The organism is Comamonas sp. GW821-FHT11H03, from assembly GCF_058807955.1.
Genome location: NZ_JBXARF010000004.1, coordinates 411,123 through 424,413 on the forward strand (window position 1 = coordinate 411,123; position 13,291 = coordinate 424,413).

9 protein-coding genes and 1 tRNA gene are annotated in these 13,291 nt (G+C 62.3%); 9 read left to right on the forward strand and 1 reads right to left on the reverse strand.

Translation table 11 applies throughout. The features are described from left to right. Positions 1 to 10 precede the first annotated feature (10 nt). The 4 genes from thiE to AC1RTQ_RS12410 all read left to right on the forward strand — a co-directional run bounded on the left by thiE (position 11) and on the right by AC1RTQ_RS12410 (position 4,686). The gene (gene thiE / locus AC1RTQ_RS12395) at positions 11 to 952 is read left to right on the forward strand and encodes a thiamine phosphate synthase (RefSeq protein WP_492876090.1); all 942 of its coding nucleotides are present in this window, start codon (positions 11 to 13) and stop codon (positions 950 to 952) included. A 345-nt stretch (positions 953 to 1,297) separates the two neighbouring features. Next, a complete protein-coding gene (locus AC1RTQ_RS12400) occupies positions 1,298 to 2,017 on the forward strand; it encodes a Crp/Fnr family transcriptional regulator (RefSeq protein ID WP_034349335.1) in 720 nt (239 codons plus the stop codon). A 256-nt stretch (positions 2,018 to 2,273) separates the two neighbouring features. Next, complete coding sequence (locus AC1RTQ_RS12405; RefSeq protein ID WP_492876092.1) at positions 2,274 to 3,359, forward strand: phosphotransferase; 1,086 nt, start codon at positions 2,274 to 2,276, stop codon at positions 3,357 to 3,359. Between the two features lie 52 nt (positions 3,360 to 3,411). After that, positions 3,412 to 4,686, forward strand: a complete 1,275-nt coding sequence (locus AC1RTQ_RS12410) for an acyl-CoA dehydrogenase family protein (protein WP_302090123.1) — start codon at positions 3,412 to 3,414, stop codon at positions 4,684 to 4,686. Between the two features lie 268 nt (positions 4,687 to 4,954). Here AC1RTQ_RS12410 and AC1RTQ_RS12415 read toward each other — a convergent pair whose 3' ends face one another. Next, positions 4,955 to 6,733 carry a methyl-accepting chemotaxis protein gene (locus AC1RTQ_RS12415; RefSeq protein WP_492876095.1) on the reverse strand — a complete coding sequence of 593 codons (1,779 nt, stop codon included), beginning with the start codon at positions 6,731 to 6,733 and terminating at the stop codon, positions 4,955 to 4,957. Between the two features lie 297 nt (positions 6,734 to 7,030). Between AC1RTQ_RS12415 and prfB the strand changes: the two genes are divergently transcribed. From prfB to AC1RTQ_RS12440, 5 genes are all read left to right on the forward strand, one after another. Beyond that, positions 7,031 to 8,135, forward strand: a protein-coding gene (gene prfB, locus AC1RTQ_RS12420) for a peptide chain release factor 2 (protein ID WP_100086375.1) whose coding sequence is annotated in 2 segments (ribosomal slippage) — positions 7,031 to 7,111 and positions 7,113 to 8,135 — 1,104 coding nt in all. Because the reading frame shifts where the segments join, the coding sequence is not laid out codon by codon here. Positions 8,136 to 8,153: 18 nt separating this feature from the next. Then, positions 8,154 to 10,856 (forward strand): aminopeptidase N, encoded by a 2,703-nt coding sequence (gene pepN / locus AC1RTQ_RS12425; RefSeq protein ID WP_492876098.1) that lies wholly within the window; start codon positions 8,154 to 8,156, stop codon positions 10,854 to 10,856. 11 nt (positions 10,857 to 10,867) lie between these two features. After that, positions 10,868 to 11,851: a hypothetical protein gene (locus AC1RTQ_RS12430; protein WP_492876100.1), complete on the forward strand. Its 984-nt coding sequence runs from the start codon at positions 10,868 to 10,870 to the stop codon at positions 11,849 to 11,851. Positions 11,852 to 11,912: 61 nt separating this feature from the next. After that, a complete protein-coding gene (locus AC1RTQ_RS12435) occupies positions 11,913 to 12,935 on the forward strand; it encodes a class 1 fructose-bisphosphatase (RefSeq protein WP_003061245.1) in 1,023 nt (340 codons plus the stop codon). Between the two features lie 13 nt (positions 12,936 to 12,948). Further along, positions 12,949 to 13,024, forward strand: a tRNA-Thr gene (locus AC1RTQ_RS12440). Positions 13,025 to 13,291: the final 267 nt, after the last annotated feature.

Consider the following 13,291-nt stretch of genomic DNA (forward strand, 5'->3'; position numbering starts at 1 on the left):
AGGCCGTCCCATGGACTCCGCTGAAATCAAGGCCCTTGCGCAAGCCATCATCCACCAGCACAGCGCCAACTTTGGCGCCCAGCTGCACCACGATGCCAACTCGGTCGAGCTGACGCCCCAGCCCGTGCCGCCCGCGCTGCGTCATGACCCGGCCTATCTGGCTGCGCTTGAGGCCTGCAGCGAGCTGGGCTTTATTGCCGTGGATGCGCAGACCGTGGCCCAGGCCTGGCAGTGCCAGAGCGAGCGCAACAATCATTTCGATGCCACCCACTGGCCCGACGACCCACGCGACTTCGGTCTCGGCAAGGCCGACCCGGCCCTGGCCTTTGCCCATTGCCCGCGCGAGCTGGGCCTGTATGGCGTGCTGCCTACGGCCGAATGGGTGGGCCGCATGGCCCGCGCGGGTGTGCCCACGGTGCAGCTGCGTTTCAAGTCCGACGACAGGGCCGCCGTGGCACAAGAGGTCAAGGCCGCTGTTGAAGCCGTCAAGGGCACGCAGGCACGCCTGTTCATCAACGACCACTGGCAGGCCGCGCTGGACGCAGGTGCCTACGGCATCCATGTGGGCCAGGAAGATCTGGACGTGATCGGCCAGCGCGATCTGCAGACCATCCGCAGCTCGGGCACACGCTTGGGCGTCTCCACCCATGGCTACGCAGAGATGGTGCGCGCCCATGCTGTCCAGCCCAGCTATATCGCCCTGGGCGCAGTCTTTCCCACCACGCTCAAGAAGATGGCGACAGCTCCGCAAGGACTGGCACGTCTGGCGGCCTATGTGCGGCTGATGCAGCAATACCCGCTGGTGGCGATTGGCGGCATTTCCGAGGATCTGTTCCCCGCCGTGCGTGCCACGGGCGTGGGCTCGGTGGCCGTGGTGCGCGCCCTGGTCAATGCCCCCGATCCGGAGGCAGCCGCCCAGCATCTGCTGCAGCGCATGCAAGTGCCGGCCTAGGCCACCGCCAAGAAACAATAGCTGCAATGCCTCGGGGATAGGCGTTGCAGCTTTTTTTATGGTGTTTCTTATGGTGGTTTCAATGGCTGCAGACTGGCCGCCCGCGCCAGGCCTGCCCAGCACACCCGATGCCGGAAATGACAAGCTCGAATGCCCGCAGCCAGCGGGCATCTTTTATGGAGCGCCGCTGCGCAGCCCGCATGGACACTGGGTTTTCTTGATCGGCGCAAACCCTCTTCGCGGTAAAAGCGGACACACAGGTGACAACCCTGAGTCCCGCAGTTGCGGCACAGCCGGTCCCACACGCGACAATGGGGCGGTTACCAGTCACGCATAAGACAGAACATGGACGAGCCAATTCTTAGTATGGAAGAACGTGAGGCGATCAACTCTGGTCGCTGGTTTTCATCCCTTTCGCCCTCTTTGAGGCACGACATTCTTCGATGCGCTTACGTCAAACGATACAAAGATGGCATGCTCATCTGCGCTCGCGGCGAACCGCCCGAGGAGTGGATCGCCTGTGCACGTGGCGCGGTGCGAGTCAGCTCCACCTCCATCACGGGCAAGCAGATCACGCTGACCTACGTGGAGCCGGGCATCTGGTTCGGGGATGTCGCGATTCTGGATGGCGACAAGCGCACGCACGACGCCTATGCACATGGCGAGACCACGCTGCTGTGCGTATCCAAGGCGGACTTCAAGCGCATTCTGGCAGAGCATGTGGAGTTTTCCGAAGCGATCTTGCGCCTCAACGCACGCCGAGTACGTCAGCTCTACGGCCTGGTGGAAGACCTCAACACCTTGCCGCTGCGAGCGCGCCTGGCCAAGCAGCTGCTGCATCTGACGCGCAGCTATGGCGTGATGAGCCTGTCGGACAGCAACGAGATCCGCATCGGCCTGCATCTGGCGCAGGAAGAGCTGGCGCAACTGCTGGGCGCCTCGCGCCAGCGCGTGAACCAGGAGCTCAAGTCCATGGAGCGCGAGGAGGTCATTCGCATCGAGCCGGGTGGCCTCATCGTGCGCGACCGGGTGACGCTGCTGCGCATTGCAGACACGGATCACTGATTCACCCCCTGAGCCGCTTTGCGGCTTCCCCCTCTCTGGCTTCGCTGCGCTTGCGGGAGGGGGACGATGCCATCGCCGCGAGGCGGCTCTTGCTCGGCATCTCTGGCTGGAATCGCGCCAGTTTTCACCTTCGTTTCTCTCTTGCCGCGTTCTGCGGCAACTCTTCCCCATTTCACGCATTCGCTCGCTGCGCCCTTGGCGCGGCGTGGCGGGCTGCGCCTTGGCCATCACAAATCGAACAAAGGACTGAATCAGCATGAGCACTTTTGACCATTTCGTCGGCACCCGCGCGGTTTCCGATCAGCATGCGTTTGATATCGATGCCATGACCGACTGGATGAGCCGGCATGTCCAGGGCTTTGAAGGTCCGCTGCAGGTGGAGATGTTCAAGGGCGGCCAGTCCAACCCCACCTACAAGCTGATCACGCCCGGCAAAAGCTATGTGATGCGCGCCAAGCCCGGCCCCGTGGCCAAGCTGCTGCCTTCGGCCCATGCGATCGAGCGCGAATACCGCGTCATGAAGGGCCTGGCCGGCACCGATGTACCCGTGCCGCATATGTATGCGCTGTGCGAGGACGAGTCGGTAATGGGTCGCGCCTTCTACATCATGGAGTTCATGGAAGGCCGCGTGCTCTGGGACCAGTCCCTGCCCGGCATGACGCCCGCCGAGCGCGGCCAGATCTACGACGAGATGAACCGCGTGATCGCAGCCCTGCACAGCGTGAAGTTTGCCGAGCGCGGCCTGGCCGACTACGGCAAGAGCGGCAATTACTTCGAGCGCCAGATCGGCCGCTGGAGCAAGCAGTACGTGGCCTCGGTCACCCAGCCCATCCCCGAGATGGACCAACTGATGCAGTGGCTTCCAGCCCATATGCCGGCCAGCGCGCGCGACGAGGGCCGTGTCTCCATCGTGCATGGCGACTACCGCCTGGACAACCTGATGTTCCACCCCACCGAGCCGCGCGTGATCGCCGTGCTGGACTGGGAGCTGTCCACGCTGGGCCACCCGCTGGCCGATTTCAGCTACCACTGCATGAGCTGGCATATCCCGGCCGAGCTGGGCCGCGGCATCGCGGGTCTGGACATCGCGGGCCTGGGCATCCCCGCCGAGCACGATTACATGCAGCGCTACTGCCAGCGCACCGGCATTGCCGATGTGGCCACGCTGCAGCGCGACTGGAACTTCTACCTGGCCTACAACATGTTCCGCATCGCCGCCATCCTGCAAGGCATTGCCAAGCGTGTCGAGGCCGGCACGGCCTCCAGCGCCCAGGCCAAGGCCTCGGGTGACACCGCCCGCCCCATGGCGAAGCTGGCCTGGTCCTTTGCCCAGCGCGCCTGACTTTTTATCCACCACCACGCAACTTGACCCTCCCACAATAAAAGGAGCACTCATGGACTTCGACTACTCGCCCAAAACCAAGGACTTGCAGCAACGCCTGCTCAAGTTCATGGACGACTACATCTACCCGGCGGAAAAGGAATATGCCGACGAGATGCAGGCCAACACGGCCGCTGGCAAGCGCTGGACGCCGCTGCAAACCATTGAAAAGCTCAAGCCCAAAGCCCAGGCTGCAGACCTGTGGAATCTGTTTCTGCCCGTGGACAGCGCCGAAGCCTCGGGCTACCACGGCGCGGGCCTGACCAACCAGGAATATGCACCGCTGGCCGAGATCATGGGCCGCGTGCCATGGGCTTCCGAAGTCTTCAACTGCTCCGCTCCGGATACCGGCAATATGGAGACCATTGCCCGCTACGGCAGTGCCGAGCTCAAGGAGCGCTGGCTCAAGCCCCTGCTGGAAGGCAAGATCCGCTCGGCCTTCGCCATGACCGAGCCCGAAGTCGCCTCCTCCGACGCCACCAACATCTGCACCCGTATCGAGCGCCAGGGCGACGAATACGTGATCAACGGCCACAAGTGGTGGATCTCGGGTGCCGGCGATCCTCGCTGCCAGGTCTTCATCACCATGGGCAAGACCGACCCAGAAGCGGCCAAGCATTCGCAGCAGAGCATGATCATCATCCCGGCCGATGCCAAGGGCATCCGCATCGCGCGTCCTCTGAACGTGATGGGCTATGACGATGCGCCCCACGGCCATATGGAGATGTATTTCGAGAACGTGCGCGTTCCCGTCGGCAATATCTTGCTGGGCGAAGGGCGCGGCTTCGAGATCGCCCAGGGTCGCCTCGGCCCGGGCCGCATTCACCACTGCATGCGCCTGATCGGCCTGGCCGAGCGCGCGCTGGAGCTGATGTGCAAGCGCGCCAGCAGCCGCGTTGCCTTCGGCAAGAGCGTGGCCCAGCAGACCGTGACGCAGGAGCGCATTGCCGAAGCGCGCTGCAAGATCGACATGGCGCGCCTGCTCACGCTCAAGGCCGCATGGCTGATGGATGTGGCCGGCAACAAGGTGGCCAGGACCGAGATCGCCATGATCAAGGTCGTGGCCCCCAGCATGGCCTGCCAGGTCATCGACTGGGCCATGCAGGTGCATGGCGGCGGCGGCATGTGCGATGACTTCCCGCTGGCCTATGCCTATGCCGCAGCACGCACGCTGCGCTTTGCTGACGGCCCCGACGAGGTGCACCGCAACGCGATTGCCAAGTGGGAGCTGGGCAAATACGGCAGCTACGGCAAGAACGCCGAAGTGCCCATCACGCGCGGCGGCTGATGCGAGGCGGCAGGAGCGGCTTGCGCAGCTCCTGGCCCGGACACAAAAACACCCCGTCAGCCACGGCTGCGGGGTGTTTTTGCTTCGAAGGCAGACTTGTTAAACGCTATCAATAAAGAAGCTTATATCGCAATATATCAAACGATTTCAGATATAAAACATATTGAAATTCAATGAATACATGTGGTACATGCTTCTTAATTAATAGCGGCATATCTAGCGGTATAGCTAGCGACACCGAGCCCGGCACCGCACGCCCGCACCAGGCTTAGAAACTCTCCCACTCGCCATCGTCTGCCGTCGCGGACTTTTGCGGCAGGGGCGCTGCTGCGCTTTTCGCCGAGCTCAGGACCGGATGCTTGCCTGCCGCCGACATTGCGGGGCGCTTGAGCGCAGTCGACTGGGCCCTGACCGGAGTCGAGACCTTGATGGCGGCCCTGGCAGGCGCGGACTTGAACGTGGCTGGCGCCAGGGCCGGCGCGGCCTGCAGGCCGGACTGGGCGCCGAGCTTGAAGAAGCTCACCGTCTCGGCCAGCGCAGCGGCCTGGCCGCGCAGCGCGTCGGTCGCAGCGGCGGCTTCCTCCACCAAAGCCGCGTTCTGCTGGGTCATCTGATCCATCTGCGTCACGGCCTGCGTGACCTGCTCGATGCCCGAGGTCTGCTGGTGGCTGGCCACCGAGATCTCGCCCATGATGTCGGTGACACGGCGCACGCTCATCACGATCTCATCCATGGTCTTGCCGGCCTCGTCGACCTGGGTGCTGCCTTCCTGCACCTTGCTCACGGAGTCGTCGATCAGCTGCTTGATCTGCTTGGCCGCCTCGGCCGAGCGCTGGGCCAGGGTGCGCACTTCGGAGGCCACCACGGCAAAGCCGCGGCCCTGGTCGCCCGCACGGGCCGCTTCCACCGCTGCGTTCAGCGCCAGAATATTGGTCTGGAAGGCGATGGAGTCGATCACGCCGATGATGTCCACGATCTTGCGCGAGGACTCGTTGATGGCCGACATGGTCTGCACCACCTGGGCCACCGTGGCACCACCGCGCACGGCCACCTGAGACGCTGCAGAGGCCATCTGATTGGCCTGTTGGGCATTGCCGGCGTTCTGCTGCACGGTGGCGGTCAGCTCTTCCATGGAGGCTGCCGTCTGCTCCAGCGAGCTGGCCTGCTCTTCGGTGCGCGAGGACAGATCCTGGTTGCCGCTGGCAATCTGGCTGCTGGCCGAGGCAATCGAGTCCGTGCCCTGGCGCACCTGGCCCACGATGCGTTGCAGGCTTGTGTTCATCTCCTTGAGCGCCTGCAGCAGCTGGCCCACTTCATCGCGGCTTTGCACCGTGATGCTGGCGCTCAGATCGCCAGCGGCCACGGACTGCGCCAGCTGCACGGCCGACTCCAGCGGACGCGAAATGGAACGACCGATCAGCACCGCCAGCGCCACGCCGATGACGATGGAGCCCAGCAGCAGCGCCATCACCCACCAGCGGGCAGCGGCATACAGGTCGTCGCCCGCCTGATTGGTTTCCTCGGTCGCCTGATGGTTGATCTCGCTGAGCGCCTCCAGACGCGTGTTGATGCCACGACTGATCTTGAGAGCCTCGCCGCGCAAAATCTCGCTGGCGTCATCGTTGAGCAGCTGGTGTGACAGATCCACCACCTTGGCCGTCTGCACGGCATAGGCCTTGAGATCCTCGCCGATTTCGGCCAGCAGGGCCCGCTCCTTGTCGGTCCTCACATACTTGCCATAGGACTGCTGGTTCTGGACCAGCTCGTCCCAGAGCTTGGGCATGCTCTTGTCATAGACCGCCATTTCCTCGGACGACTGGGCCATCACATGCTGCATGGTCTGCGATCGATAGCGCTGCAGCTGGTAACGCATGTCCTGCAGGTTTCGGGCCGCCGGCAGCCACTGGCGCGCCAGATCGGTGGCCGTGGCATTGACACGCTCCATCTGGACCAGGCCGTACAGACCCGATACCGCACTGATCAGCAGGATCAGCACAAAAGACACCAGCAGCTTGTTAGCCAGCTTGAGGTTGCGAAAGAAGTTCATGGGGGAATTGGGTGCCTGGGCGACCTGCAAGGTCTGGCACCTGCGAGATGGGGAGTGGGGGAAACTGCTTGATAAGCGCGTACACACTGCGCGCGCCTGCGAATTCTATGCAGTATTTGTTACTTCGAGTAACGGCATCCATGAATAAAACCGATGGAGGCAGCAGGGGCATAGCTGGGCTCAAAAAGACACCCCGATGAAGCACTCAAAAACCCTGTCGAAGGCCATTGCATCCTTACAGCCGTCCGGCATGAGAAAATCAGCCCTTATTTATCAGCAAGAACAAACGGATTCACCATGGAAGCAGAACGCGTCAACTCTATCGGCAACACCCTCCAAGATCTGGCAGAGCGCACGGCCGATCTCCGGAGGTATCTTTGACTACGATGCCAAGTACGAACGTCTGCGCACGGTAAACGCCTCGCTGGAAGACCCTGCCGTCTGGAACGACCCCAAGAAGGCACAGGAGCTGGGCAAGGAAAAGAAGTCGCTCGACTCCGTCGTGCTGACCCTGGAGAAGCTCACCACCGAGCTGGCCGACAATTCCGAGCTGTTCGAGATGAGCAAGGAAGAAGGCGATGATGCCGGCCTTGAAACCATCGAAGCCGAAACCGCCAAGCTCAAGCCGCTGATCGAGGAGCTCGAATTCCGCCGCATGTTCGGCGGCGAAGCCGATCCGCTCAACTGCTTCATCGACATCCAGGCCGGCGCCGGCGGCACCGAAGCCTGCGACTGGGCCAGCATGCTGCTGCGCCAGTACCTGAAGTACGCCGAACGCAAGGGCTTCAAGGCCACGGTCGAAGAAGAGACTCCGGGCGACGTAGCCGGCATCAAGAGCGCGACCATCAAGGTCGAAGGCGAGTATGCCTATGGCCTGCTGCGCACCGAAACCGGCGTGCACCGCCTGGTGCGCAAGTCGCCCTTCGACAGCTCGGGCGGCCGTCACACCAGCTTTTCCTCGCTGTTCGTCTACCCCGAGATCGATGACTCCATCGAGATCAACATCAATCCGTCCGACGTGCGTACCGACACCTATCGCGCCTCCGGCGCGGGCGGTCAGCACATCAACAAGACCGACTCTGCCGTGCGCCTGACCCACATCCCCACGGGCATCGTGGTGCAGTGCCAGGACGGTCGCTCGCAGCATAGCAACCGTGACGTGGCATGGCAGCGCCTGCGCTCCAGGCTGTATGACTTCGAGATGCGCAAGCGCATGGAAGAGCAGCAAAAGCTCGAGGACACCAAGACCGATGTGGGCTGGGGCCACCAGATCCGCTCCTATGTGCTGGACAACAGCCGCATCAAGGACTTGCGCACCAACGTCGAAGTCTCGGCCACCCAGAAGGTGCTGGACGGCGATCTGGATGTGTTTATCGAAGCCTCGCTCAAGCAAGGCCTCTGATCCTAGAAAGGAATCGATATGCTGCAACTGCGTGACGGGCAAGCCCCGGCCGCCGCCATTTACCTTGCCGACTACGAGGCTCCGGCCTGGTGGATCGACACGGTGGATCTGACTTTTGATCTGGACCCGGCCAAGACGCGCGTGCTCAGCAAGATGCGCGTGCGCCGCAACCCCGAGGTGCCGGCACAGGCGCTGCGCCTGGACGGCGACGAGCTGAATCTGGCGCGGGTGATGGTCAACGGCGGAGGTACCTCCTTCAAGATGGACGGCGACCAGCTGGTTCTGGAGAACCTGCCCGAGGGCAACGAGCCCGTAGAGCTGGAGATCTTCACCACCTGCGCCCCCATCAAGAACACCAAGCTCATGGGCTTGTATGTGAGCGAGGACACATTCTTCACGCAGTGCGAGGCAGAAGGTTTTCGCCGCATCACCTACTTCCTGGACCGCCCCGACGTGATGGCCATGTACACCGTCACACTGCGCGCCAGCAAGGCCCAGTACCCGGTGCTACTGTCCAACGGCAATCTGGTGGAGTCCGGCGATCTGGAAGACGGCCGCCACTTTGCCAAGTGGGTCGATCCGCACAAAAAGCCCAGCTATCTGTTTGCGCTGGTGGCCGGCAATCTGGTGGCCCGCGAGCAGAAGATCAAGAGCCGTGCCGGCCGCGACCACCTGCTGCAGGTCTATGTGCGCCCCGGCGACCTGGAAAAGACCGAGCACGCCATGAACTCCCTCATGCACTCGGTTGCCTGGGACGAGGCCCGCTTCGGCCTGAGCCTGGATCTGGATCGCTTCATGATCGTCGCCACCAGCGACTTCAACATGGGCGCCATGGAGAACAAGGGCCTGAACATCTTCAACACCAAGTATGTTCTGGCCAGCCAGGCCACGGCCACCGACACCGATTACGCCAATATCGAGTCCGTCGTCGGACACGAATACTTCCATAACTGGACGGGTGACCGCGTCACATGCCGCGACTGGTTCCAGCTCAGCCTCAAGGAAGGCCTGACGGTATTCCGCGATCAGGAGTTCAGCATGGACATGGCGGGCACGGCTTCGGCCCGTGCCGTCAAGCGCATCGACGATGTGCGCGTGCTGCGCACCGTGCAGTTTCCCGAAGATGCCGGCCCCATGGCCCACCCCGTGCGCCCCGACAGCTATATCGAGATCAACAACTTCTACACGGTCACGATCTACGAAAAAGGCGCGGAAGTCGTACGCATGCAGCACAACCTGGTCGGCCGCGAAGGCTTTGCCAAGGGCATGAAGCTGTACTTCGAGCGTCATGACGGTCAGGCCGTGACCTGCGATGACTTCTCGCAGGCCATTGCCGACGCCAACCCGGGCTCTGCTCTGGCGCAGCATCTGCAGCAGTTCCGCCGCTGGTACAGCCAGGCCGGCACGCCTGTGCTCAAGGCCGTGGGCCAGTACGATGCCGACGCCCAGACCTATACGTTGACGCTGTCGCAAAGCTGCGCGCCCACCGTGGGTCAGGCCGAAAAACTGCCGTTCGTCATTCCCGTGCAAATGGGTCTGCTCACCGCCAGCGGCCAGCCCATCGCCCTGCAACTGCAAGGCGAAGAGACGGCCCAGACCGTCACCAGCCGCATGCTGGTATTGACCGAAGCCGAACAAAGCTTTGTCTTCAGCAATGTGAGCGAAGCCCCCGTGCCCTCGCTACTGCGCACCTTCAGCGCCCCCGTGGTACTGGAGCATGAATTCAGCGATGCCGATCTGCTGACCCTGCTGGCTCACGACAGCGACCCGTTCAACCAATGGGAAGCCAGCCAGCGCCTGGGCCTGCGTTACGCCCTGAAGGCAATCGCTGCCAGCGGCGAAGCCAGTGCCGAAATCCTGCCGTCAGACTTCATCGAAGCCATGCGCCGCGTACTGCGCGATGACAAGCTGGATGCTGCTTTCAAGGACCTGGTGCTCACGCTGCCGCCCGAGAGCTATATCGCCGAGCAACTGGCCGAAGTCGATCCGCAGCGCGTGCATGCCGTGCGCGAAGCCATGATCTTGCAGCTCGCGAGTGCCCTGCAGCCAGAGTGGGAGAGCATCTGGGAGGCCAACCGCGACACCGGTGCCTATCGCCCCGACCATGTCAGCGCCGGCCGCCGAGCGCTGGCTGGCCGCGCTCTATCCATGCTGTGCCTGCATGCCGCTCAAACTGGCGACACGGTCTGGCCCGGCAAGGCCTACCAGCGCTGCAAGGACGCTGGCAATATGACGGACCGCATGGCCGCACTCTCCGCCCTGGTCTACAGTGCCAGCCCACTGGCCGAGCAGGCGCTGCAGCGCTTTCACGCGCTGTTCAAGCAGGATGCGCTGGTGCTGGACAAATGGTTTGCCCTGCAAGGTTCTGCCAGCGACCGCGGCGGCGATGTGCTTCCTGCCGTCAAGGCGCTGATGAAGCATGCCGACTTCCAGATCAAGAATCCCAACCGCGCACGCAGCCTGATCTTCAGCTACTGCAACAATGCCGGCGCCTTCCACCGCGCCGATGCGGCGGGCTATGTGTTCTGGGCCGATCGCGTGATCGAGATCGACGGCATCAACCCTCAGGTGGCCTCCCGTCTGGCCCGGGTGATGGATCGCTGGAAAAAGCTGGCCGAGCCCTACCGCTCTGCGGCCCGCGAAGCCATCGCCCGCGTGGCAGCCAAGCCCGATCTGTCCAACGACGTGCGCGAGGTCATCACCCGCGCCCTGGCGGACTGATGGAGCTGCACATGCTTGCCCGACACGCGGCTCGGGGCGTGAAGGCCCTTGCCGTCGCTGCGGCGAGCATGTCGCTGAGCACTCAAGCTGCAAAGCCCGATGCGGGATTCGAAGCCCGTTTTGCGCCCCTCTATGCCACTGTCTTCAGCGAAGGCGGCAGCTTCAGCGGGCGAGCCATGAGTGCCGATCTGCAGGCGCTGGAGCCGATGTTGAAAAAGCCGGGGTTCGCTGCACGCGATATCTTCCGGCTCTACTACACACAGGCCAGCGTCTACGCCCGCCGCAGCATGCCCAAAGAGGCAGCCGAAGCAGCGCAGACGGCACTGGCGGCTTTGTCCGGCACTCAGGACCCGGAGCTGTCATACGCTCATTTTTTCCTGCGCTACTCAAGCATCCGCTGGCTGGCGGAGGCCGGGCAGCATGAAGCGGCACTCAAGCGGGTCAAAGCCTTTCAGGCTCGATATGCGCTGCCGCAGATTGCCTTGCTACCCGCCGAAATGCGCTGGGACGAGAGCGTGAAGCCTGCACGGGCTCTGGATTTTCCGAGCCAGATGCAGATTCTCGGCGTCTATGAGGACGAGGGCTATCTGCTGCATGAGCTGGGGCGATTTCGCGAGGCCAGGCAAGCCAACGAGCGGCTGCTTCCTGTCGCGCGTGAGCGCCTCAAAGCCATGGGCAAGCTGCAGCAAATACGCGGTGTGCTCACCAATATTGCGCAAAATTGCTATGAGCTGGGCGACCTGAAGCAGGCTGGCGCCTATCTTCAGGAGCGTCTGCAGATTGCTCAGACGGCGCAAGACCATGCCACTGTCTACGACAGCTATTTCCAGCTCGTGGTCCTTGCCCATGAGCAACGGCAGGAACCGCAGGCCCGCCAATGGCTGGCCCGCTATGAACAATACGCGCTGAACCAGAAAGACAGCCAGCAGCAAACCCGCGCCAGGGAGCTGCTGGCGGAACTGGAACAGCGCAATGCAGGGCGTCCCGGCAAGTGATCGTGCCTACCCCTGCTCTCTGTCCATTTCAGATTTGCATCGAATTTCAAGGAGTTGAAACATGAAGAAAAACATCAGCCTGACCCGCTATCTGGTCGAGCAGCAGCGTGTGGACGGGCTCATCCCCGGCCAGTTGCGCCTGCTGCTGGAAGTGGTGGCCCGCGCCTGCAAGCGCATCAGCTTTGCCGTGAACAAAGGTGAGCTCGGCGACGTCATGGGCACAGCCGGCAGCGAAAACGTGCAGGGTGAAGTGCAGAAAAAGCTGGACATCATCGCCAACGAAACCCTGATCGAAGCCAATGAATGGGGCGGCCACCTGGCGGCCATGGCATCGGAGGAAATGGAAGGCATCTATGTGGTGCCCAACCGCTATCCCCAGGGCGAGTACCTGCTGATGTTCGACCCCCTGGACGGCTCGTCCAACATCGACATCAACATGTCCATCGGCACCATCTTCAGCGTGCTCAAGAAGCCTGAAGGCCACCCTGGCGTTCACGACAGCGACTTCATGCAGCCTGGCACCCAGCAAGTGGCTGCCGGCTACTGCATCTACGGCCCCCAGACCACCCTGGTGCTGACCGTGGGCGACGGCGTCTCCATGTTCACGCTGGACCGCGAGCAAGGCTCGTTCGTGCTCATCGAGGAAAACGTCAAGATCCCCGAAGACACCAAGGAATTCGCCATCAACATGTCCAACATGCGCCACTGGGATGCCCCTGTGAAGCGCTACGTGGACGAATGTCTGGCTGGTGCAGACGGCCCGCGCGGCAAGAATTTCAACATGCGCTGGGTCGCGGCCATGGTGGCCGACGTCCACCGCATTCTGTGCCGCGGCGGCATCTTCATGTACCCCTGGGACAAGCGCGAGCCACAAAAGGCCGGCAAGCTGCGCCTGATGTACGAAGCCAATCCCATGAGCTGGCTTGTCGAGCAAGCCGGCGGCATGGCCACCAACGGCCGTCAGCGCATCCTGGACATCCAGCCAACGCAATTGCACGAGCGCGTGAGCGTTGTCCTCGGCTCCAAGAACGAAGTGGAACGCGTGACCAGCTACCACCTCGAGGCCGATGAAAAAGCGCTATAATCTATAGCTTATCGCCGGTGTAGCTCAGTCGGTAGAGCAGCTCATTCGTAATGAGAAGGTCGGGTGTTCGATTCATCTCTCCGGCACCAAGTCAGTAAAGAAAAGCCCGCTATCTAAACGATAGCGGGCTTTTTCTTTTTTTGAACTTGTAGGCAATCTGTAGGCACTTTTACCAAGAACTAGACCCTGCGTGCCCGGGTAATCTTGAAGCACCCTATCATTTTCCATTCGACCAGTACTGCCTAGCGCCCGCGAAGCATAGTTGCACAGGGCCGCATGTGGGCAGAGCAGACCCGCACGAGCATTGAATCACTGGACCTGTGGCCCAAGACCTTGGAGAAGTGGGGGAAGAATGT